Here is a 23,264-nt window from a genome sequence, read left to right on the forward strand (position 1 = left end):
GAGGGCGCCCGGTGCCGACCGTGAACGTGGCCCAGTCCGACCAGGTGAGGTTGTAGTGCGTGCCGTCATAGGGGCTGGTGCGGAACCGGTAGGTGGCACCGTCTCTGAGTGTGCCGTCTGGGACGGTGACGGCCGCCGCGTGTCCGGACCCGACGCGGGGAGAGACGAGATAGTCCCCCACCCGCTTACCGGTGGCCGCGTCGACGATTTCAAAGGTGCCGGTGACACGGTCGCCGTCTTTGTCGGAGAAGGTGTCGCGCAGCGTCGGCGTCGTGGTGTTGACCTGCCAGGTACCTGAGGCGTCCTGGGCGAAGGGGGGCCCCGCCTGGCGGTTGTTGCCCGACCGGGGGCGGAAGTTGTAAGTGACCGTCAGCTTGGGCGGGTTGCTGATGGCGTTGGCGGAGTTGACCCGCTTCCACTGCCCGACAACGGATTCGTCGACGGCCCTGATGCCCATGCTGGACTGTGGTGCCTTCGAGGAGGCCCACGTCTGCAGGAGTGACGTCACATCGGCACTGATCCAGCCGTCCGCGCCGCACTTCGGGTTGCCCTTGGTCGCGGTGGACGTCGAATGCCGGCTGTGCCATTTCGGCTGGGACGTCCAGCGGCTTGAGACCGAGGCCTTGTCGGCCGACCAGACTGCCCAGGGTTGTGCCTTGCAGTCGGTATTGCCTGAGTGGAAGTTCCACAGACTCAGCTTGGCGTCGGTGACCAGGGCGTCCGCGAGCGGTGCAGTTGTCCAGGTGATGAAGGACCGTGCGGTGCGCGGAGTGCCGTTAGCGTTCTTGGTGCCTGGGTTGCCGAAGTCCAGCTCAGTGTCCGTGGACCAGTCGCGTGCTTCGCCCTGCTGGACGTAGGTGTCGAAGACCGTACTGAGAACGGACGTCGAAGGATCGACGGTGACTGGGTACTTCGTCTTCGGATCGGTCAGAAACTCGGCGTCCGGTGTCACCACAAGATCGATCGAGGAGCCCCGCTGCTTCACCCGCATAGCCACTGGTACGCGGCGCGTGTGCTCGCCGGAGCGTTCGTCGACTGTTGCGTCCCACATTACCGGGGCGGGCATGACCGCCCGTTCCTGACCGGTCTCGCGATCCGTGAACAGCACACTGCCGTCGTGCTGCTGCTCTGCCCGCAGTCCTTCCACGCGCAGCGGAAGGGTGTAACCGTAGTCCTTTGTAGACGGGCGTTGTTTGATCTGAACGTATTGCTCGAATCCGGTGCGGGTGGCTTCTACGACGACATCGGCGCCGGGAACAGCATCGGGGTAGGTGGCGCGGTTACCGTCAAGCTGGGGCTGTGGCAGACCGCCCTTCCACTGAAGAGTTACCTGATGCTCGCCCTCGCCGAGGGTGACGAGGTCCCGCGCACCTGCCGTGCGAGCGGCACTGAAAGAGGAGGCGGGAGTTCCGCCCTTGCCCGCAAGGGTGAGTGCAGCTGGGTGCGCCTTGGGCGCCACGGTACCGTCACTGCGTTCGGTGAGGTCGGCGTCGACGCTGATCCAGCTGCCGTTCCGGTCAAACCGTACAGGGCCGGAAGTCAGTTCGGTCGTCAGTGACCCATCGCGGTTGACCCAGGTGGTTGATGTCTCGGTGCGTTCGGACAGTGCCTCGACTCGCTTGCCGGAGCGTTTCGCCTCAGCGAGGGCTGAAGGCACATCAGGGGCAGATGACTGCCTGTCCAACCCATCCAGGGCAGATGCTGCCACTGTGACGGGCCGAGGCGCGGGCAACGCCGCCCCACTTAGCAGAACCAATGGAAGGGCGAGCAGGGCGGTGGTGCGGATCGCGCGTCTGAACGCGCGCGGAGTATCCCGTTCCCCCGGAACGGGTGGCGATATGTGCATGTCGTGCATTCGACCCTTGGTCAGGTGGGTAGAGAGGGATGAAGAAGTTGTAAAGATAACGTCAGGTTGGTGTGCTCATTTCACTCAATCCATACCTTTTCCGCTTATGGATCACTGAAGGGGTAGGGTCAGCTTTCTCACGGAGGAGTGAGGGAACCTCAGGCCCAGACGTCCGTCCGCACCTCAACAGCCCCCGACTTGTTCCGCGCGCTGGAAGACAGGCGAACTCCCGCCCTCTTGATCGGGTCAGCCGAGGGGAGGCTTTGCTCCGCTCTGCTGGAGGCCTGCGTGAGCCGGTAGCTATCCCTGAACTGGAGAGTGCCGGAGCGGACTTCGTAGCGGGAGGACGCCTGACCAGGAGGCAGATCCGCCTGGGGTTCACTCCGGGGTCTGAAAAGTCAGATCAGCGGCCCAGCACCCGAGCGAGAATTGCTACGCCCTGCCGACTGGCCCCGCATGGTGCGCAAGGGCTCACATTCCTACCGCGTGCCCGGGTCGCGGAGGCTTCCGCTTGGACGGCTTCTTCGACATTGCCGGCACGCGCTTCGGGAACCCTCCGGAAACCCGTGAAGTGCTCGGTCTGTGGCGCCGCAGACCCTGCGTGAACCTTGCCCGGAGCAGACAGACGCTGGGCTGTCGGTCCCCCTCCGTACCCTTGTCACTCAACTGCTGGGGCTTACGGGCAGGCTGGGCTTCGGACCATGGAAAGCGGGAGCGCACAGTGCCATCGATCTACCTCTCGTCCGGCAACCCCCGGTGGACACCGAAGACCGAGTCCGACCTCCAGGCCGCGATCACCGGTGGCCTGTTCGAGGAAAGCCACTACCTCGACCTCAAGAAGGCCCCGAACAGCAAGGGCGACAACAAGGAACTGGCGCGCGACCTGTCCTCGTTCGCAGTCGACGGCGGCACTTTGATCATCGGCGTGCAGGAGAACAAGGAAAGCCGCACCTTCGAGCTGGCCCCCCCAGCCGCTGAACGGACTGCCGGAGAAGATCGAGCAGGTCGCCCGGACGATCCCCGACCCGCCGCTGACCATCCTCACCGAGGAAATCAGCGCGGCGGCCGACGACGGGATCGGCTACCTCGTCGTGCACATCCCAGCCAGCCCCGTCGCACCGCACATGGTCGACAACCGCTACTTCGGTCGCGGCGACAAAGACGAAGTACCAGCTGGGCGACGCAGAGGTCGTCGCGCTGCATGCACGGCGGCGCAACACCGAGGCCGACACCCTCGCCCTGCTGCGCAAGGAGATGGACGAAGACCCGCTGCGCGACGTGGGAGCCCAGTCCCACCTCTTCCTGGTCGCCCAGCCCACAGCCGGACGACAGGACATGTGCCTGTCCATCACCGGCGCTCCGGACTGGAACATGCGCCTGCACACCCTGATCCGTCGCGTCCAGGACAACCAGCGCCTACGAGCAGCGCTCGAAGGTAGGGGCTTCAGTCCCGACCTGAGCCAAGCACACCAAGGGGCACCGGCGCGCCAGGGGCATAGCTCTCAGCTCCTCCGGCCTCCGCTCCGACCGCACATATGCCGCAGACAGCGGCTGGCACGACGAGGATGTGATCGAAGTCCAGCTCTTCGAGGACGGCGGACTGCGCCTGTTCATGACCCGTCTCTCCGGCGGTCTCAAGAGCCATGCCTCGGAGGACGAGAAGGAACAGGTCCTTTTCGACGCCGGCGCCGTCATCCTCACTCGGCACATGCTGGAACTGACGCGTCTGATCTCCGACGACGTGGGCTACCACGGAAACTGGGCCGTTGCAGTCGGGGCCAACAGGCTCCGCGGCCGCCGCAGGTTCTCCGAACGGTCACACTGGCCCAGCAACCACAGGTACAGCGCCGACACCTACGAGGAAAGCACCGGCACCACGCTGGCGGAGCTGCGTGACGCACCGGGCACGGTGACCCGCAGGCTTCTGGGCCCCCTGCTCCGTTCGCTGGACTCCGAAGAGTTGTTCCCCAAGGCCCTGACCGACGAAGGGTGATCTTCACTCACAAGACGCTGCGGGAGGCCGACCGTCCGGTCGTCAAGGTTGGGACAGCGGCTTCTCGTCACCGCGGAACTGCCGAAGAGTACCGCGGTGTCGCAGCCTGGGCGGCTTCCGGGGTAATGGGTGCGCTGGTCTGCCCTCAGGGATGCCAGTCGTAGCGCTCGTGTGGGTGCTGATGCAGCGAGACGGTCGGCGGCATCAATTCGGGTCGGCCGCGGGGAGAAGAACCCGCATCAAGAGACGAGCGGCTGATCCGTTGGAGCGGTGCTCTCGCCAGGACCGCGTGTGCGGACAGACTGCCGGGAGTGTCAGTGCTGTGGTCTACGGTCTTCGTGCCCCCTGTGCGGGGATGTGCTCTCGCCTGGCCTCTATGGGCGGCCAGGCGAGAGCGGATGCCCGCTTCCCCCATTGTTTCGGCACGGGGACGGGCCCTTCCGGATGGAAGGCCGACACCAACGGCGTCACGTTCCATTGACGTCGCTTTGGCCTGCAATTGCAAGGAGAACCGGGAACTTCCACCCGTCAGCGCGCCGACTTGCCCCCTCGGGCGCCGTTACTCTCCCCAGCCGTGCCCGATACGGCCGTGATCGCTATTGTTCCGCGATTCCCTGATCACGTGGCGTAACAACTCCCCGTCTGGTCATGCTGGTTGCCCTCCCCAGCGCGGCGGCCTCGGCACCCGTCTGCGCGGGGCGCCGGCGTGCCCTCCCGGATGGGGCCGCCGGGCTCACCTGGCTGACCCGACGACGAACAAGGGGAGTACCCCCATATGAAGCCTCGGCAGATAACGGTCACCACGGTCACGGTCACGGCGACCGTGTTCGCCTGGAGCGTCGTGATGGTGGCCGCCGGCGAGACAGCCGCGGTGGCCGCGCTCGCCCCGGCCCTCGCCCTGACCGTGCAGCAGATCGTCCACACCGTCCGCACCCGCCCCGCACCCACGCCCGGCGCCGCCCGCCTGGACGCCAGTGCGGACAAGGAGGACGACGCCCCGTGACGACACCGACCGAACCCCCCGTACCACCCGGCAGATCCGCACCCGCCCGCCCCGGACGCAAGCTCGGCCCCGTCGCCGACAACGTCGGCAGCGCCCACCGCGCCTGGCTCGACCCGATGCGCACCTCCTACCTGGCCAGCGGCCTGACCCTGAACGAACTCAGCGGCCGCGTCCGCTTCGCCAAGTCGAAGATCTCCGAACTGCTGCGCGGCGTCGGCCTCTACCCCCGCTGGGAGATCGTCCTCCTGCTCGCCACCGAGCTGGGCATGCCGAACTGGCCCCTCTACCGGCTGTGGAGCCAGGCGGCCCTCGAAGCCCACAAGAGCAGCGAATGGATTAACAGCTGCACCGACCGCACCACCGTGACCGCCACCCACACCACCCCGCCCCTGGACCACGGCGCCTTCCGCGAACTCGTCGAGAACGACTACGTGCTCTACGCCCAGGTCTTCCTCGACGACGACCAGCGCGACAACGCCGTCGCCGACACCTTCGACCGCCTCTGGCTGTCCTGGAACCAGGCCCTCGCCAGCCACGACCTCCGCCGCTACGCCTGGAACGTCCTGCGCACCACCGTCATGGCCCGCACCCCCCACCGCGACGGCCGGCCCGAACTCGGCCACGCCGCCTTCGACACCGTCACCCTGCAGAACCTCACCGACCCGGCCCACTACGCCCACCAGCTCAGCGAAACCCTCGAACTCTTCACCGTGATCAGCCGCCTGCCCGACCGCCAGCTCGACGTCATCGTCCTGCGCCGCCTGTGCGGCTTCACCCACGAGGCCGCCTCCGCCCTCCTGGGCACCTCCCTGGCCACCATCCGCTCCGACGAACGCCACGCCACCCGCTTCCTGGACAGCGTCATCCCGCCGCCCAGCACCGAAGGGACCGCCCCGTGAGCCACATCGAAGAACGCCTCTCCAGAGCCCTCCTCATCCGCAACCGCACCATCCCCCGAGAGACCACCCCCCACCCCACACCAGGCACGACCAGCACACGCCAACCCGCACACAATCCGGCCCCGGATGGCCCGCTCACCGAGGCGGCCGAAGACCTGCGCGCCCTATGCGAAACCCTCCTCACCCACACCCCACCCACCGCCGTCGCCGACTTCCTCACCGACCAGGTCCCCGAACCCCGCAGCGCCCTCGCCCTCGCCTGCATCCTGCAACTGTCCGACACTGACGAAGGGGCACGGTTCTGGTGGCAGTACGCTGCCGGCGCCGGACAAGCCGCCGCCGCCTACTGCCTCTACCTCCACCACCTCGCCCAGGGAGAGAGCGACACTGCCGACTGGTGGCACCACCAGACCGACGACGTCCAAGCCCTATCCGGATCACCAGCCCCGGCTCAGGACGTTGGTCCCGAGCCGTACTGCACCCGGCGCTGGCACCCCGCCAACCACCCCATCACCAGCACATCCACCACCACCATTCTCCGAGTCCTGCGCCACCTCTCCGCCAACACCAACCGATCAAGGTCAGCCGCAGTCCTCAAGCTGATGACCTACATTCCCCGGGCGGTCACCTCCGGCTACCTCCGCGAACCCGAAGCCGAACTTCCCGTTCCTGGAGACGGCTTCGCCCAACGGGTCCAGGAGCTGATCAACACACCAGGCATGCGGCCCGAAGTAGGCGAACCGGCAACGCACTCCACCGCTCATGATGCTGAGGAGGCAGCGCCGCAATTGCTGGGAGAGACCGCGAAACGGTGAGGGCTCCGTTCCCCGACACCTGGTACGTAGGGGCGCACGTCGGGGGACCGCCTCGTGTTACACGCTGTCGGCCCATGCAGGGACGGGGTAGGTGTGGACGTCGCCGAGGGCGAGACGGAGCGGACCGAGGAGGCGGTGGGCGAGGCTGGGGGAGAGGTCTTCGATGGCGAGGGCCGCGGCGGCGAAGCAGACGGTTTTCTGTTCGTCCGAGAAGTCCCGTACGCGTTTGCCGTGGGTGCGGGCTGTTTGGGCCAGTGCTGCTTTGGTGTGCTTGATCAGGGCGTTCTTCAACTGTGTCCGGTTGGCGGTCGTGGCAAGATCCTGCGCCTCGTACCAGGCGGGGTCTTCGCGATCGGTCGGCCACGCCTTGTTGTAGGAGCGGCGCAGGGTGAGGATTTCGTCCCAGGTGAGCTTGTTCAGTCGGGTGAGCAGTGCTGCTGCTGTGTGCCCCTGGGGACCCAGCGCCCACCATGCCGGTACCCGAAACCGTATCTTCTGGCTCCAGGTCCGTCCGGACCGTTCCTCGTCATCACCCGGGACCAGAGTGAAGATCCACAGCCCGAACGGGACCTCGGCCGTGAACGGCAGGTAGTCTGCGCCTGATGCATGTGGTGCTGCGCGGGGCGATGGCTGCTTGCGGCGCCGCAGGGGCACGCTGGGCGTCTCCTCGATGAGGACGCCGCGGCCGTCGCGCAGGCAGGCGGCGTAGTCGACCGGGTCGTCGTCGAAGCCGCGACCTGAAGGGCGTGTGACCTTCCAGCCCCAGCCGGCCAGCAGACGGTTCGGGTCCACTCCCGCGGCCGTCCAGTCTTCCCACCCGAGGCCGTGCACGGGCTCTCCCTCCGTGGCGGTACAGAGCTCTCTATTCTGGAATACCTCGGAGCGCCCGGGCTGGGCTGGGAGATGGCGGGGATCGATCATGACTGGCCGCACCGCGCTCTGCGGCAGCACGCCCTCCCCGCGACGCGGGGGTGTTCATGCCAAGGTCGGCACGGGCCAGCGAGATCGGCAACGCCGCGATGGCGCAGGTTGCGGACGGTTTTGAACAGCAGCAGCCGAGTGAAACCGCAGGTGTCCGTCTCAGCAGTTCACCACCGCCCGCTCCAAGCTGGAGCCTGGTCCGCGCCAGACCGCTGCTGCTGGCCGCCATGGCCTTCAGTGATCAATGAGAGGCAGAGTTAATTACATCGAGCTTTGATCGACTGCAGAGATAGTTACATCTAGGTGTAACTATCTCTGCCAAGATATGTAATAATCTCTGTATGGACCGTGCTGAACAGCTTGCTGTACTCTCCGGGGCTGCGGCCGACCAGTGGGGCCTGGTGACCACCGCGCAGGCCAAAGAGCTCGGGCTGAACGCAGTCCAACTGCTACGCCTGACCGAGGCTGGCCTGCTGGAGAACGTCAGCCGAGGCGTGTACTTCCTGTCCACCAGCGGCATGCCACAGCACCTGGACATCAAAGTCGCCTGGCTGCGCCTGCAGCCGGGCGAGTTCGCCTGGAACCGCCCCCCTGGCCACCCCGACTCCGGCGTCATCTCCCATGCCTCGGCATGCCAGCTGCACGAACTGGGTGACATCCCCGCCCCCAGCGTGGAGATCACCGTGCCTCGCCGGCGCACCACGACCGAGCCGTTTGTCCGCCTGCGCACCGCACCGCTGGACCCTATGGAGATCACAGTGGTCGACGGCCTTCCCGTCACCGTCGCCACCCGCACCATCACCGACTTGCTGAAAGCTAAGGCAGACGGCGGCCACATCGGCAGCGTCATCGCCGAAGCCGAACGCCGCGACCTGATCACTGTGGACGACCTCGCCGGGCGACTGCAGCCCTACGTTCGTGCATACGGTCTCAAGGCCACTGCCACCGGACGCGACCTGATCGACCACCTCATCAGCCAGGCTGGCGAGAACCTGCGCCGTCAGGAGGTTGACCGTGCCAACCAAGAAGGTTTCGACGCCGCAGTCCACCTCCTGACCGAACACCCTGACCTTGCCACTGCTCTTGCCCACAGCCGCCTACACAACGTCCAGCAGGCACACGACGGAATTGCCGCAGCGCTCAAGTCGCTCTACGACACGAACCACCTACTGAATCAGCCCAACCCGGTCTGGGTAGAAGCCGTGCGGAAGCTGCGGTACCCCAATCCGGCCCTGACCCAAGCACTGCGTGCACTGAATCAGCCCAACCCGGCTCTGGCAGAAGCCGTCCGGAAGCTGCGGTACCCCAATCCGGCCCTGACCCAAGCACTGCGTGCACTGAGACAGCTAGACCCTGCCGTGCTGCATTCCCTCCAGCAGGCCGGCCCCCTGTCGCCAACCACCCGCAAGGCCCTCAAGAGCACAGCAGACCCGACCACGCCCCCATCGCCCCCGCTCTCCACATCGACGGATGAACGGGACGACGATGCCGACGACGGCCAGCCAGACGGAGAAGACACCGACTGACCCGCCAGAAGAGCGGAAGAACCAATCACCCCGGGCGTAGAGTCTGCAGACTCAAACCAGCACGCCAGGGGGGCGGCGAACGATGGGCAAGACATACGCGACTCCAAGGGCCTTCAGAACCGCTCTGAACCTCGCCGCGAAGAAGATGTCCAACGAAACGGGCATGAATGTCTCCGACCTCATGCGGATCTTCTACTTCAACCGGCTCGCCGCACGGGTCTTCACCCTGCACCCGGACGGCTGGCTCATCAAGGGCGGCCAGGCCCTCCTCGTCCGCTACCGCGGCGCCGCACGCCTCAGCGGAGACATCGACCTACAAGCAGCCCAACCCGGTCTAGCCCCTGCGGAAGCACGCGCCCGCGTCCTGGAAGCAGCTGCCCATGACCTGGGCGACTTCCTGAGCTTCGCCCCCGGAAAGTACACGCCCGCTGCCGACCCCGACCGCGGCGGCTCCCAGTACTTCCGGGTCTTTCTAGGGACTACCGATGTCGACGGCGTCAAAGTAGACATAGCCGTCAGGCGTACCCTCACGGGCACTCCAGAAGTCACTCCTCTGGTCTCCGCCGTCGACCTGCCCTGGCCCGTGGACTGGCCCACCGTCCGCCTCTATCCCCTTATCGACCACATCGCCGATAAGGTCTGCGCTCTCTACGAACGACACCCTCGGGGAGCCTCAAGCCGTTACCGCGACCTGGCCGACCTTCTTCTGATCAGTCAACAGGAGAAGATCGATGGTAGGGCCGCCTACCGAGCCATCCACCATGAAGCAGAACAACGTCGCCAGCGCGGCACGGACATTGCCTTGCCTCAAGCCTTCGCCGCCCCAGGCCCTGACTGGAACGACAAGTATCCCAGCGCGGCTGCCCTAGTTCTCGGCCTGCAAGGTTGCCGCACCTTCGCCGAAGCCACCCAGGCAGCACAGGCGTTCCTGAACCCGCTTCTGGACGGCACCGTCACCGGTCACTGGGACCCGACACAGGCAGCCTGGCAGCCACCCAAAGCATGACCCGCACCACCAGCGCGTGAGAAGTGCGCGCCCCACAGATCAAGACCAGGTCGTGCGCGGACCTGGTGGTGCTCGCCCCGGTCCGGCACCGCGCACAGCCGCTCTGGTCGGCCGTAGGGCCTCGGCTGGACGCGCTGCCGGAGGTCGGCACCCCTCGGACCCGGTGACACCCCCAGGTCCTCCCATCGGCACAGTCCTGCCGGGCCCGGAGGCCAGCTGCCCTCTTGCAGGACCGCGAAAAAGATAACGGGGGGCGATCGGACTGGGGACAGACCTTGGGTTGCACGCGCATGAGATGGCCCACGGACGGCGAGGGCGGTCTTGCCGACCACCGCTGACCGTGATGACCGCTCTTGAGGTTCCCCCGAGATGATGATCCAAAGGGGGCGGGATGCAGTCGACGTTGCTGCGCAAGGGTGAGAACACGGTGCTGTCGACGGCTCGGACGGTACTGCAGATGTCGGTACAGGGGCTGTCGGCAGATGTGTCCCCGCTACTGCTCGGCGCCGACGGCAAGGTCCGTGGTGATCACGACCTCGTCTTCTACAACCATCCTGCCCAGGACGGAGTATCCGTCACGGATACGGCGGTCACCGCTGACCTTCCTGGGCTTCCGGCCGACGTACACCGCGTGATCATGGTCGTGAGCGCCGATCCACTGCAGCCCGGCGCCGTCCCCACCCGATCACCTCGACTGTCGATCACCCAGAGCGGAGCGACGTCGGCGTCGTTCACCGCGCCGGACTTCACAGTGGGGGAGACAGTTGTGATTCTGGCGGAGCTGTACCGGCGCGGGGACGGCTGGAAGGTCCGGGCCGTGGGCCAGGGCTATGCCTCCGGCCTTGCCCGCCTGGCCACCGACTACCGGGTCGATATCGACCCCGAGCCCACCGCTACGCCCCTGCCTGCGCAGACACGCGCGATGGCGGGGCAGTCCGCCTCGGTCTGACGAAACTGCAGCGGCAGGCCCCAGGTCTGCTCGCCCCCGCGCGACAGGCCGGCCAGGCTCTTGCAGACCGGGGACTCACGGGACGGCGAGCCGCCGTCTACCTGATCCAGGATCACGACTGGCACATGGAAGAGCTCTACGAGTCGTTCGCCGTGCAGGCCTTCGCGGAACGCGTCCTGGCCCTGTCGAGATGTAGGTAACGGTGAAGAAGACCCGCAAGCCCCGGCCATGGCTGCCCCCAAGGACCTCCCAAGATGCGCGAGATCGTGGCCGTCGCCAAGGAGTCCGCGCCCGTCATCCCGGAGGTTCGTTGCCTCCCCAGGACGGTTGGCCGCGTAGTAGAGACAGCCGAAGAACGCCATCAGGTGGCGACCGCGTGCCCTCACCGGCCGCTGGCACCGCCTGGTGGTGCGCAACTGCCACCGCCGCCGCATGGGGGTGACCGCCGCCGGGCCGGTCAAGGTCACCGCGCCCCGGCTGGACGACAGTGGTGTGGACGAGATCCGGCGAGCCCGGTGCGCAGCGACAGCAGTGAGTTGAGCGGAAGGTGACGTCCCATCAACCTGTCTCTCGGTCTGTGGCCCCGATGTCCGGCTCGCCCGTGGCGCCCGACTTGAGTGGTCGTCGCGGTGGGAGAGGAGCGGCGACATCATTTGTGAAGGTTTCATGATCGAATTGTGATCAAGATCCTTAACGAAGCCTGTGAGGGAGTGGTTGGATCTCCAGGGGGCGCTCAGCGCCCGCTACTGCGGCTTGCCGCGCTGAGGCGGCAAGAAGGGGAAGAACGTGAACGACCACTCACCCGGAGATCTTTCCGGGCACTCCGGGCTGCGTCAGCCCGGGCGGAGACGGGCCCTGCGCCACGTCTCCATGGGTTTGGCCGTCGTCATGTCGACGTCGGTCTTCTACGGGGCACAAGGTGCCGTTGCAGCTACGCTGCCCGCGGCACCCGTTGAGAAGCCTGCGAAGGCTGTGGCCACGTCGGCCGCGGACATCGCGTCGGCTCGGGTTGCTGCTCGGCTGAACAAGAAGCGTGTCGAGGCACTGTCGGAGCGCACGGAGACATCGACGACGTGGGCGAATCCGGACGGCACTCTGACCACAGAGCTGTCCGCCGGCCCGGTCCGGTTCCGCGACGAGGGTGAATGGCGCTCGGTCGATCTCGACCTGGTCCGCGACTCGGACGGCTCAGTTGCGCCCAAGGCGCACCCGCAAGGGCTCGAACTCGGCGAGCGGGGCGGCAAGAAGCTGTCGTCCCTATCGGAGAACGACGACGCGCCTGCCCGTGACCTGGTCACCCTCGGTGAAGGTGACCAGCAGATCCGCTTGCAGTGGAAGGGTGGCCTGCCGGAACCGGAGCTGGACGGCAACCGGGCAACGTACGTCGGCGCGGTGCCGGACGGTGACGTGGTCGTCGAGGCGACCCGCACTGGATTCGAGCAGTACGTCACGATCCGCAAGCGGCCCACGCAGAAACGTTACTCCTACACGCTGCCACTGAAGGCCAAGGGCCTGAAGGTCAAGCAGCTCAAGGACGGCAGCCTGCTCTTCACCGACAAGAAGAGCAAGAAACGGGCAGTCATGCCCGCGCCCGTCATGTGGGACGCTGCCGTCGACAAGAGGTCCGGTGAACACACCAACCGGGCCAGAGTCTTGATGAAGGTCGTCAAGACCAAGGACGGCGTGAACCTGGTCCTGACCCCGGACGCCACGTTCCTCGCTGATCCGGACACGCAATACCCGGTCACGGTGGACCCGTCGACGTCCTCGCTGTCAAACGTCTTCGACACCTACGTCCAGCAGGGCGAAAAAGTCGACTGGTCCGCAGACACAGAGCTGGACCTCGGCAATCCGGGCACGAAGAACGCCGACGGCACCCCGCGCACGGCACGCTCCTTCATCACCTGGAACACCACACCCATCCAGGACGCCCTGATCTCCAGCGCGAAGCTGAGCCTGTGGAACTTCCACTCCGGCAACACCGACTGCAAGGCCTACCCATGGGAGGTGTGGTCCACCGGCGCGGCCTCGACCTCCTCCCGCTGGACCTCCCAGCCGGCCTGGACCGCCAAGAAGGCAACCTCGACCGGTACGACCGGAAACGCGGGCTGTTCCACCCAGCCGGACGGGTGGATCAACGCCGACGTCACCGGACTCGTTCAGGAGTGGGCCTCTGCCAAGGCGACCCGCGGCCACATGGGCCTGCGCGCCTCGAACGAGTCGGTCATCGCGCAGTGGAAGCGGGTCAACTCCGCCAACGCGCCTTCCAATCCACCCAAGCTGGTCGTCACCTACAACTACCGTCCGCGCACCGGCACCAAGCAGGAAGCCGGCCCGCCGTACTTCTCCTACAGCGGCGCCTACGTGGTGAACACCTCCACGCCCACGCTGCGGGACACCTTCGTGGACGCCAACGGTGACAAGGTCAACGGCACCTTCCAGATCTACGACAACGCCACCAACACTCAGGTCGGCGACGTCATCGTGTCCAAGTACGTGCCTTCCGGGCAGGTCGCCTCCGTGACCGTCCCACCGGGCATGCTGGCCAACGGCAAGACCTACAAGTTCCGCACCAGCCCGTACGACGGCACGCACTACAACACCGGCTGGTCGGCCTGGAAGACCTTCACCGTCGACACGACCGCGCCCGTCGCACCGACGAGCATCACGTCGGCGGACTACCCGTCGAACGCGTGGGTCAAGGGCACGGGCCAGGCCGGAACCTTCACCGCCACCCCGAACGGCACCGACCACAACTGGCTCGAGTGGTCCCTCGACGGCGTGACCTGGACCAAGGTCGCCACCGCCGGCTCCAAGGCCGCCAAGGCCATCAGCATCACCCCGCCCAAGGACGGCACCCATACCCTCCAGGTGCGGCAGGTCGACAAGGCCGACAACAAGTCCGAGGCCGTCGAGTACACCTTCCACGCCGGACCGGGCGGATTCGTCCAGCCCTCCGACGGCGAGCGCACCGCGCGACGCCTGCCGCTGGTCGCCGAAGCCGACGGCAGCAAGTACAACGCCGTCTCCTTCTCCTGGCGCCGGTCCGAGGCCGACCCCTGGCAGCCGATCCCGGCCGGCCAGGTCACTTCGGGCGGCAACGCACTGACGGCGTGGCCCGTGGCCATGACGGGCGGCAAGAACAGCCCGCTGGTGTGGAATGCCACCGACACCGTCGACCCCGACGGCACCATCCAGATCAAGGCCGACTTCACCGGCCCCGGCGGCAGCGGCGCGACCGAACCCCTGTCCGTCGTGGTCGACCGCAACGCCTCCGGCGCCGCCGCCGACGAGGTGGGACCGGGCTCGCTGAACCTGCTCACCGGTGACTACACGCTGTCCGCCAGCGACGCCTCGGCCTTCGGGCTGTCCGTGTCCCGTACGGCCTCCTCGCGCACACCGAACGAGGGCGCCAAGCAAGAGGGCCAGGCACCGATCTTCGGCAAGGAGTGGGTCTCCGGCACGGCTGCCGAGGCGCCCGAGTCGGACTACTCCCACATCCGGCGAACGTCGGACACGGCCGTCGCCGTTGTCGACTCCGAGGGCGAGGAGACGCACTTCACGGCCAATGCTGCCAAGACCGGCTGGGTTCCTGAGACCGGCTCCGAGGACCTGACCCTCACGGGTAGCGTGACCGGTTCGTTCACGCTCTCCGACACCGAGGGCACGGTCACCACCTTCACCAAACCGGATGCAGCCGCTACCACCTGGCAAGTCTCCTCCACACTCCTGGACGGACTGGCCAACACCACCACCACGGTCGTCTCCGAAACGGTGACCGTGGACGGCAAGAAGCTGGCCCGTCCCAAGCGGGTCATCGCGCCGACCTCCGCCGCGAGCGCCGCGGCCTGCACGGCCACGCCGTCCACCAAGGGCTGCCGGGCGTTGGAGTTCGTCTACGCCGCCTCCACCACTGCCACCGGCCTCGTCTTCGGGGACTTCGCCGACCAGGTGAAGGAGATCCGGCTGTGGTCCACCGAGCCCGGTGCCGCCGCGGCCACCTCCAAGATCGTGCAGACGTACGCCTACGACGGGTCCGGACGCCTGCGCCAGGCATGGAACCCGCAGATCAGTCCCGCGCTGAAAACCGAGTACTCCTACGATGCGGCAGGCCGGGTCACCACTCTGACTCCTGCCGGGGAACTGCCCTGGACCTTCACCTACGGCAAGGCCGGCGCCGCCGCCACCGCCGGTGAGGGCATGCTCCTCAAGGCGTCCCGCTCCGGCCTGCAGCAGGGCACCAAGGACGTCGAGTCCGGCACCAACTCCACCTCCATCGTCTACGACGTGCCGCTGACCGGCACTACCGCCCCGAACAAGATGGGTGCGGCGGACGTGAAGACGTGGGGGCAGACGGACACCCCGACTGACGCAACCGCAGTCTTCCCTGCCGACTCGGTCCCCGCCTCGAATGCGGGCAGTGGTCTGACGGCAGGGTCGTACACGCGCGCTACCATCACCTACATGGGCGTCTCCGGGCGTTCGGTCAACAGCGCAACCCCAGGCGGCCACATCTCCACCACGGAATACGATCGCTTCGGCAACACGGTGCGCGAACTGTCCGCCGGCAACCGCGAGATTGCCCTGGGCGTCAGCGCCGCCGACAAGGCCGCCCAGGCCGAGCTCGGCATCGGCCAGCTCATCAGCGCTGAGCGTGCCGACTTGCTGGCCACCAAGTCGGTCTACAACAAAACGGGGACCCGTGAGCTGGAGGAGTTCGGCCCGCTGCGGCGGATCGACCTCACGACTGACCTGAAGACCGGCACGACGACCCTGGTGCCCTCCGGAACCTCGGTGACGGCCCGTTCGTGGACGGTCAACGAGTACGACGCCGGCCGCCCGACCGACGGCACGGCCACGGTGAAGGACCAGATCACCAAGGTCACCAGCGGCGCCCAAGTGCGTGAGCACCCCACCGTCCTCGGCGAGGCCCGCGCCACGCAGACGGTGTATGACTGGGCCAAGGGCATGCCTACCCAGACGGTCAAGGACCCGGGCGGTCTCGCGATCACCGAGACCACCGAGTACGACGAACAAGGCCGCATCACCAAGCAGCGGCTGCCCGGAGCCACCGGAAACGACGCCGCGACCCGGGTGACCACCTACTGGTCCGCGACCGGCACCGGCACCTGCCAGGGCCGACCCGAGTGGGCCGACCTGGTCTGCTCCACCGGTCCGGCCGGCGCCATCACCGGCGGCGGCACCAACCCGGCCCAACTGCCGACCACCACCACCGAATACAGCTGGTGGGGGGACCCCGCCCAGGTCTCCGAGACCGCCAACGGCAGCACCCGCACCACCACGACCACCTACGACAACGCCGGCCGTCCCACCAAGGTCACCACCACCGGCGGACTCGGCCAGGCGGTCCCGCAGGCGACGACCGAGTACGACGCGGCCACGGGACGCGCGGTCAAGACGGTCTCTCCGACAGGGGGAACCATTACCAAGGTGTTCGACAAGCTCGGCCGCCAGATGTCCTACACGGATGCCGACGGCGGTGTCACCACCACCGAGTACGACCTGCTGAACCGGCCGGTCAAGGTCAAGGACAACGCGCCCTCAACCGTCACGTACACCTACGACACGGCTGTGGAGCCGCGCGGCTTGGCCACGAAGACCACCGACTCCATCGCCGGCGTCTTCCAAGCGACCTACGACGCGGACGGCTCCGTGGCGAGCGAGAAGCTGCCCGGCGGTTACACCCTCACCACCACCGAGGACACGACGGGCGCCACGCTGAACCGCTCCTACAAGCGTGACAGCGACGGCACCCTCGTCTACGCGGACACCGTGACCGAATCCATCCACGGTCAGGTAACAAGCCACGCGGGCTGGTCCGACCAGACCTACCGCTACGACGCCACCGGCCGCCTCACCACGGTCGAGGACACCGTGGACACGGTCTGCACGCGCCGCACCTACACGTTCGACGCGCGCACCAACCGCAAGTCCCTCACCACCATCGCTGCGGCCCCCGGCCTGGACTGCGCCACCACGGGAGGAACCACCACCAGCCACACCTACGACAGCGCCGACCGCCTCATAGACACCGGCTACGTTTACGACGCGTTCGGCCGCACGACTACGGTCCCCGGCAATGGCACGGTCGGCTACTACGCCAATGATCTCGCCTACCAGCAGACCGCGAGCGGCCAGCGGCAGACCTGGCAGCTCGACGCCGCTCACCGCTTCCGTTCCTGGAAGACCGAAACGGGCAGCGGCTCCACGTGGACCCAGACCAGCTCGAAGCTCAACCACTACGACGGAGACGGAGACAACCCGCGCTGGATCGTCGAGGACACCGCCACTGGTGCCCTGACCCGCAACGTGGAGTCTGCCTCCGGCGACCTGGCCGCCACCACCAGCAAGACCGGCAACACCACCCTGCAGCTCACCACCGTCCACGGTGACGTGGCCCTCCAGCTCCCGCTGGACACCAGCAAGGCACCCGTCGCCCTCGACACCGACGAGTACGGCAACCCGCGGGCCGGCCAGGCGGCCACCCGCTACAACTGGCTCGGCGCCAAGCAGCGCTCCACCGAGACCCTCACCGGTCTCACCCTCATGGGCGTCCGCCTCTACAACCCCGCCACCGGACGCTTCCTCTCCCCCGACCCCGTCTACGGGGGTGGAGACAACGCCTACGCCTACCCCGGCGACCCCATCAACCAGTACGACCTCGACGGCAAGAGGTGGTGGCGCAAGGCCAAGAGCTGGGCGAAACGGGGGCTGGGATGCAGCGCGACCAAGTGCCTCTTCTTCAACAAGAGGAACAAGCACTTCGTCATGCGAGACGGTCGACCGGGACTCCACTTCAAAAACCATCGGATCCGTGCCGAATGGGATCGGAGCAACGGCTGGCACGTGAACGTGGGCAAAAAGCACTATCGCGCACGCGACGCAATCAGAAAAGCCACCAGATCGGGCGGCCGCTTCCTGCGAGGCGTAGGCCGAGCAAGCCGCCGATGGGGACCGCCCATCTGGATTCCAAACGAAGTACACCGCTACCGTAATCCGTGCTACCCGCTCCGGCGCTGTCCGGCCGCATAGCATGAGTCTGAGCCACCATGTTCGCCGGCTTCTTTCCGATCGGAAAGAAGCCGGCGAACAGCCGAGGAAAGGAAGCCGCAATCATGCTGTACATCGAAGCGGCGAACTCTCGCGACATGGAGACCTTCATCTCTGCACTCAGCCGAGAATTGCAACTGTTCAAGGCTGATGTATACGTGGACCTATACATCGATGAGCCGCTCAGCGACGAAGGAGCAGACGAATCATTTCGAGCGATGATTAGAATCGCGACACAAAAGGAGAAGACCGACCGCCGATCGCGTATTCTCGGAAGACGTGATCCGCTCATGGGTGTGAAAGTAGACCTCGGGCAGAGCGACCAGGCCGTCCATTTCTCCCGCATTGCCCATCGCATCATCAATGCCGAAGGATGGTGTGGCGACCATCAAGTGTTCGGAACCGTAGAATCTTCCGTGCGCGTCTGGGTAGACATGCCGACCGAAGTGATTAAAAGAGTCCTTCTCGCAGCCACGGCCGCAGGTGCCATCATCCGAGTAAATCCTTCAGAGTGAGTAACCTTTCCGAGGTGGTGTCATGCGGAAATATCAACTCACCCTATTTATTGTGGTCTTCGTCCCATTCATGACGGTGAGCGCGATCGACCGCATCCCCGAGGAGGGATGGTCCCGGGTGTGGGGAGTCGTTGAGATCGTCCTGGCTGCAGCTATCGCAATTGGTGCGCTCGTAGAGGTCCGGAGAGAATGGAAAAGAAGAAGGTCCAGTCACTAACTGACCTCCGAAGTGCCCGTCACCTGAACAACACCCAGCTAAGAGTTCGTGAAACTCTCTTGCTGAACGGGCCTGACAAACGGTGACTGGTATGACAATTCGGCCGTTCGAGATGGTATGTGTCCGGCCGTGAATCACGGACGATGTCCTGTGGGCGCTGGATCGATACGCTCCAGCCGCCTTGGTACCGAGGCTTCCGGTCCATGACCCCCGCCGGGCCGGCTGTGCCTACAGGGCATCGTCTACGTGCTGAAGATCAGCCGTCGGGCCTGTCCCCCCATTCCGGTGGGAGACTGCGGGTTTCGCAGCTTCCCGGAGACCACGTCTGTCGTGGACCCCGATCGGATCCGCGCGATGCGTGGGCCCTGGGGTTCGAGGTGGCTGCACTTTACCCCGAGCGTCACGGATTTCGTTCCCGTCAGCCCTCTGGCTGACCGGCGCCGGTGTGGCATCTGGTGCCACACCGAGTAGTTGCAGGTGCCCCGTTTACGACCCTCAAGCCTTGCTCAAGTCCTACAGCTGGAAGAGTCCGTGACGCCCCGTCCGCCCAGCGTGCCACCGACCCCGCCCGGAGTGCCAAAGTTCACACAAGGAGCACACCGCCCAGACCACCGTGCGCCCCCACATCCCGGAAGCCTTCAACGACCCACCCACCACACGCTGAAGCCACCGCAGCGGCGGCAGCAACTCGGCGTCCTCCTGGGCAGGGCACCGGGAGCCGGACCGGCCGGCCTGAGCACCTCAGCCCGGATGAGCCGGGCTGAGGGCGACACGGCAGAGCGACGGTGCTGCGGTTCCTCGCGTCCGCGACCTGCACGAGCACCTCGGCCTGCCCACCGACGAGCCCCGGACGCGGCCGCTACCGGAAACGGACTTAACGCCCTCTCAGAGGCATCATCGACGGTGCAGGCACGTGCCGGATGTGGCGTCTTCACAGGTAGCGGCGGTTGCGGCGTGAACTGTATGCCTTGTCGCCGCTGACGTGGTCGGGCCGGGGCCGAGGGCGTCCGCCCAGCGGCCGGGGGACCCGGATCCGATCCAGGACCTCGATCAGTTGCGGCGTCGCCCCCTGGCCCGGCGTGCAGAAAGGGCAGTGGGCGGCAGCCGCCTTTGCCGACGAGGTGGATCTTGCAGGTCAGGCCGCCCCCTGGACCGTCCGAGTCCCTCGTCGGGGCGGTTGCGGGGTGTTGTCACTTTTTGGGACCCGCGGCCGGGCTTTGCGGGCGCCGGCCGCATGCTGATGGGGCGGGCCCCCTCGCCAGCCTCGCTCCCTTCAGAACCGGATGAGTAACGCGGACGCGCGCCTTCAAGCCCGCGCCCTGTCCCAGGTGCGGCACTGAGGCGCCTGGCCGTGGTGACAATGCCCGACACCGTCCACTGAGTGAAGTCCACCGCGCGGACCGCTGACCGCGACGAGCGCTCCAGCTTCTCGGTCACGACCTGGACGTCGTCGACCGGCCGTGCGTGGACCTGCGCGTCGAGGGGCAGCACAGGTACGACGCGACCGGACCGGTGACCGCCGCTGACTTGGACGCCCACAGTGTCCGCCCGGCGGGGCACCGGCATGCCGGGTTTCAGGACTGATGGTTCCCGGAGACGACCGCGACGTTCCAAGCAGCGGCCCCACCGGCCACATTGATCCGGGATGCGCTGCACCTTCTTCTCCACTCCACTTATCAACGGCTCATGCTCCGGTGTCTGAAATAGCACGATGACTCGGACCAGCGGGCGGAATCTCAAACCGCGTTGTGGGTTCCCTGTGCTTGAATCTCGTCGACCCGGCGTGGACACGTCACTGACCAGGCGGTCGTCTGCGCTGTTCGTTCAAAACAGGGGACACAACTTGAGATTGAAACGACTGATGACCGCGGGAGCCGTGTCGCTGGGGCTGCTGGGAAGCTGCCTGAGCGTGGCTCAGGCAGCTGCGGCGCCGGTGCGCGGATCAGACACGACGGCAGTGCACACCACAGGGGATGCCGTACCGCTCGAGCAGGATTCCGTGCTGCTGCCGGAAAACCTGGACGAGTCGTCACAAGCGCTCGATGACGAGCTTTCCCTGCCGCTGCCTGAAGCGCTCGAGGGGGAAGCATCCGAACCGGCTACGCCGGCACTGGGAGAAGACGAACCGGTGACGGAGGAGTTCTCGTCACCAGACCCGCAGACAGGCTCTGCGGCTGCGCAGGCGGCGTGCCGGACTCAATTGGCGGCCGCGCAGGCAGCCGACAGCGACAGCCCGGTGGCGTGTGTCCAGTGGGGCACCAGTGCGCCAGCGGCCGACCTGCGTGCGGCAGTCAACGCCTGGCCCGTGCCGAAGTGGTGTGATGACCACGGCGCGAACGGCAAGTGGTACGTCAACCGGTTCAAGGCATGCGGGATCTTTCCGGCCGATCTGACGGTGACGAACCCGCGCACCGGCGCGGTGGTCGGACGGATGCACTACATCACCCGCGCCTACGCCTACAGCGCCCGGGACGTCAAAACCTGGGCCTACCAGGTCGAACTGCTGGAAGTGAACAGCTCCGGAGTGGCCAAGGGCAGCAGCGCCGTCGGTAGCGGCACCTGCGCGGGCAAGTGCAAGGTGACCAAGAGCACCTTCCCCCCTCAGGCGATGAGCAAGAGCAAGGAGCCGGTCGGCCAGTTCTTCCTCGACACCACCATCAAAACATCCCCCAAGGGACAGAAGGGCGACGGACAAGCGACGGCGGCATGGACGTTCACGAACCCAGCGTGGGCCGGCCCCAGTACTCAGATGAAGCTGCAGACTCCTGCCGTGCGGTGCGACAACGCCCTGCCCGGCACGTCGAAGCCCGGCTGCGTGATGCCTCACATCCCAGAGATGGTCTACGCGAAGAACGGTGAGTACCCGGAACTCGCCAAGCACATCGCGTACGCGCAGAACACCAAGAAGCTGCCCGGCAAGCACGGCACCAAGAGCTACCTGTCCCGGCTGACGGACAAAAAGAAGATCAAGGAAAACCGCGGCAAGGCGTGCCCCGCCAGTCTGAAGCGGCCGAAGGGCAAGCAATGCGACGAGTACCCCTTCGCATCCACCTGGCAAGGCGCCAAGACCGGGGGCGGCAAGTTCAGCCGACGCATGATCGACGGTCGCCAGAACGAGGAAGGCGGCAAGGCCCTGGGCCGTTTCTACCTGTATAACCGCATCATCGAAAAGGACAAGTTCCTGGTGTGGATCAAGTAGAAGACCACCGCCGGGGGAGGACTGCGACATGAGCGACGACACGGCACGGGGCCGGCAACTCGTCCCCGTGCAGTACCACCAGTTCGACATCAGCGACGAGGACGGCCCGACCGGCCCCGACATCGACCGCAGCCACAACGGACTGGTACGCGTCACCGACGGCATTGTCACCGTCATGACCGGTATCCACACCGGCGACGTCGACGTCACCGTCACCCTCCACGACACCCCGCCCAACCCCGATGCAGGAGACTGGCAGGACATCGTGGAAGTCTCCGCACACTCCGTATCCGGCGACCTCCGAGTCCGCGGCATCATGGACGACCTCGACGAAGAACTCCCCGTCCTGGCGTTCAACGGGCCCGGTGACTACCGACTGCGCGTGCACGCCCGTGGCCGCGACACCGCCGTCGACCTGGCCCCGGACGAGGTCACCGAGTGGTACCTCATCCAAGCCTGGCCGGCCCCCGCCGAACCTGTCACCGTACGACGTCAGAGCGACAACTACGGGGCGTCAGCCCGCACACACTGAAAGAATGCTGGCCACGCCTGCCCGCTCACCGGAATACGGTGAGCGGGCAGGCATGCTGAGCTGTAAAGGTGGCCTACGCCTGGCGTCTGATGAGGCTGTCAGGCGCGGCCGCACGACTCAGCGAGTACGCGGACCTCAAAGTCAAGCGCGCCATGCTGCTCAAGGAATCGTTCCGGGTGTGCACGCATTGCCTTGCTCGGTGTGCATAAACTGCGCCACCCCCCCCGGGGGGAACGCCTGCCGCCGCGCTGGCCTCGGGAGTAGCATCCGCAGGTTCTGCACTCGGGGGAAGGGACTGTCCAGGACTTCCAGGTCCACCTCGGCACTGCCTGTGGACACCCTCAAAGTCGACCTCGTCGTCGGCCGCACCCTGGCCGGCATCGCGATGTCGGTAAGGCAGTCCCCGCCGAGCGCGACCGCCAGCGCGGCGTCCAGGAGGATCTTGCCCGGGTCGTGGACGGACCGTGGCTTCCGCCAGGGGGCAAGCGCTGCGGATACGGGCCTGGTCAAGGCCGGTCCTGCGGACCGTTTTGACCAGCAGGACCGAACCGGCCTGCGAGACCACGGCCCGGCCGTCGTCCCGGACGAGGACGTGGGGGTAGGACCCGATAGGCTGCTTCACCTGGAAAGTGCCTCCGACAGGGGCGGGAACAAGGACCTCAGCAATCCTCATTCTCGCTGGTCAGAGGCACGTTCTGCTTTCCCGATCACTTGCCGGACAGCCTGCTTCATGAAAGCGCGAGGCTCAGCTCGACTCCACCCCACCAGCGAA

12 protein-coding genes and 3 pseudogenes are annotated in these 23,264 nt (G+C 66.4%); 11 read left to right on the forward strand and 4 right to left on the reverse strand.

What is annotated here, in order from left to right; translation table 11 throughout:
- Positions 1-10: 10 nt before the first annotated feature.
- Positions 11-1,732 (reverse strand): annotated as a pseudogene (locus G3I53_RS33800) (DNRLRE domain-containing protein); the annotation flags it as partial.
- Positions 1,733-3,413: 1,681 nt separating this feature from the next.
- Here G3I53_RS33800 and G3I53_RS11430 point away from each other — a divergent pair.
- From G3I53_RS11430 to G3I53_RS11445, 4 genes are all read left to right on the forward strand, one after another.
- Positions 3,414-3,839 carry a hypothetical protein gene (locus tag G3I53_RS11430; RefSeq protein WP_164335776.1) on the forward strand — a complete coding sequence of 142 codons (426 nt, stop codon included), beginning with the start codon at positions 3,414-3,416 and terminating at the stop codon, positions 3,837-3,839.
- A gap of 775 nt (positions 3,840-4,614) precedes the next feature.
- Positions 4,615-4,842 carry a hypothetical protein gene (locus G3I53_RS11435; RefSeq protein ID WP_164335774.1) on the forward strand — a complete coding sequence of 76 codons (228 nt, stop codon included), beginning with the start codon at positions 4,615-4,617 and terminating at the stop codon, positions 4,840-4,842.
- Entirely contained in the window at positions 4,839-5,741 is a 903-nt protein-coding gene (locus G3I53_RS11440; protein ID WP_343240596.1) for a sigma-70 family RNA polymerase sigma factor, read from the forward strand. Before G3I53_RS11435 ends, G3I53_RS11440 begins: the two co-directional genes overlap by 4 nt.
- Entirely contained in the window at positions 5,738-6,556 is an 819-nt protein-coding gene (locus G3I53_RS11445; RefSeq protein WP_164335772.1) for a hypothetical protein, read from the forward strand. Before G3I53_RS11440 ends, G3I53_RS11445 begins: the two co-directional genes overlap by 4 nt.
- A 57-nt stretch (positions 6,557-6,613) precedes the next feature.
- Here G3I53_RS11445 and G3I53_RS11450 read toward each other — a convergent pair whose 3' ends face one another.
- Positions 6,614-7,348 carry a hypothetical protein gene (locus tag G3I53_RS11450; protein ID WP_343240597.1) on the reverse strand — a complete coding sequence of 245 codons (735 nt, stop codon included), beginning with the start codon at positions 7,346-7,348 and terminating at the stop codon, positions 6,614-6,616.
- Between the two features lie 470 nt (positions 7,349-7,818).
- Here G3I53_RS11450 and G3I53_RS11455 point away from each other — a divergent pair, with 470 nt between their 5' ends.
- From G3I53_RS11455 to G3I53_RS11475, 5 genes are all read left to right on the forward strand, one after another.
- Positions 7,819-9,003 carry a type IV toxin-antitoxin system AbiEi family antitoxin domain-containing protein gene (locus tag G3I53_RS11455; protein WP_164335770.1) on the forward strand — a complete coding sequence of 395 codons (1,185 nt, stop codon included), beginning with the start codon at positions 7,819-7,821 and terminating at the stop codon, positions 9,001-9,003.
- A gap of 82 nt (positions 9,004-9,085) precedes the next feature.
- The gene (locus G3I53_RS11460; RefSeq protein ID WP_164335768.1) at positions 9,086-10,009 is read left to right on the forward strand and encodes a nucleotidyl transferase AbiEii/AbiGii toxin family protein; all 924 of its coding nucleotides are present in this window, start codon (positions 9,086-9,088) and stop codon (positions 10,007-10,009) included.
- A 391-nt stretch (positions 10,010-10,400) separates the two neighbouring features.
- Positions 10,401-10,958, forward strand: coding sequence for a TerD family protein (locus tag G3I53_RS11465; protein WP_239063776.1), 558 nt, complete (start codon positions 10,401-10,403; stop codon positions 10,956-10,958).
- Positions 10,959-11,846: 888 nt separating this feature from the next.
- Complete coding sequence (locus tag G3I53_RS11470; protein WP_164335800.1) at positions 11,847-18,011, forward strand: DNRLRE domain-containing protein; 6,165 nt, start codon at positions 11,847-11,849, stop codon at positions 18,009-18,011.
- 17 nt (positions 18,012-18,028) lie between these two features.
- Complete coding sequence (locus G3I53_RS11475) at positions 18,029-18,544, forward strand: hypothetical protein (protein WP_164335767.1); 516 nt, start codon at positions 18,029-18,031, stop codon at positions 18,542-18,544.
- Positions 18,545-19,695: 1,151 nt separating this feature from the next.
- On the opposite strand, the pseudogene G3I53_RS33805 reads toward G3I53_RS11475, so the two are convergent.
- Positions 19,696-19,943 (reverse strand): annotated as a pseudogene (locus tag G3I53_RS33805) (IS5/IS1182 family transposase); the annotation flags it as partial.
- A 679-nt stretch (positions 19,944-20,622) separates the two neighbouring features.
- On the opposite strand from G3I53_RS33805, the gene G3I53_RS11485 reads away from it, so the two are divergent.
- Both G3I53_RS11485 and G3I53_RS11490 read left to right on the forward strand, forming a co-directional pair.
- Complete coding sequence (locus tag G3I53_RS11485) at positions 20,623-21,960, forward strand: NucA/NucB deoxyribonuclease domain-containing protein (RefSeq protein WP_164335764.1); 1,338 nt, start codon at positions 20,623-20,625, stop codon at positions 21,958-21,960.
- A 28-nt stretch (positions 21,961-21,988) separates the two neighbouring features.
- Entirely contained in the window at positions 21,989-22,492 is a 504-nt protein-coding gene (locus tag G3I53_RS11490) for a hypothetical protein (protein ID WP_164335733.1), read from the forward strand.
- 381 nt (positions 22,493-22,873) lie between these two features.
- On the opposite strand, the pseudogene G3I53_RS11495 reads toward G3I53_RS11490, so the two are convergent.
- Positions 22,874-23,114: pseudogene (locus G3I53_RS11495) on the reverse strand (transposase); the annotation flags it as partial.
- Positions 23,115-23,264: the final 150 nt, after the last annotated feature.

The organism is Streptomyces sp. SID14436, from assembly GCF_010548465.1.
Classification (GTDB): Bacteria; Actinomycetota; Actinomycetes; order Streptomycetales; family Streptomycetaceae; genus Streptomyces.

Bases quoted from the DNA above. Each gene is read 5' to 3' on its own strand.
- G3I53_RS11465 (WP_239063776.1), top strand. From the start codon at position 10,401: ATGCAGTCGACGTTGCTGCGCAAGGGTGAGAACACGGTGCTGTCGACG.
- G3I53_RS11475 (WP_164335767.1), top strand. From the start codon at position 18,029: ATGTTCGCCGGCTTCTTTCCGATCGGAAAGAAGCCGGCGAACAGCCGA.
- G3I53_RS11490 (WP_164335733.1), top strand. From the start codon at position 21,989: ATGAGCGACGACACGGCACGGGGCCGGCAACTCGTCCCCGTGCAGTAC.
- G3I53_RS11435 (WP_164335774.1), top strand. From the start codon at position 4,615: ATGAAGCCTCGGCAGATAACGGTCACCACGGTCACGGTCACGGCGACC.
- G3I53_RS11455 (WP_164335770.1), top strand. From the start codon at position 7,819: ATGGACCGTGCTGAACAGCTTGCTGTACTCTCCGGGGCTGCGGCCGAC.
- G3I53_RS11470 (WP_164335800.1), top strand. From the start codon at position 11,847: ATGTCGACGTCGGTCTTCTACGGGGCACAAGGTGCCGTTGCAGCTACG.
- G3I53_RS11460 (WP_164335768.1), top strand. From the start codon at position 9,086: ATGGGCAAGACATACGCGACTCCAAGGGCCTTCAGAACCGCTCTGAAC.
- G3I53_RS11485 (WP_164335764.1), top strand. From the start codon at position 20,623: ATGACCGCGGGAGCCGTGTCGCTGGGGCTGCTGGGAAGCTGCCTGAGC.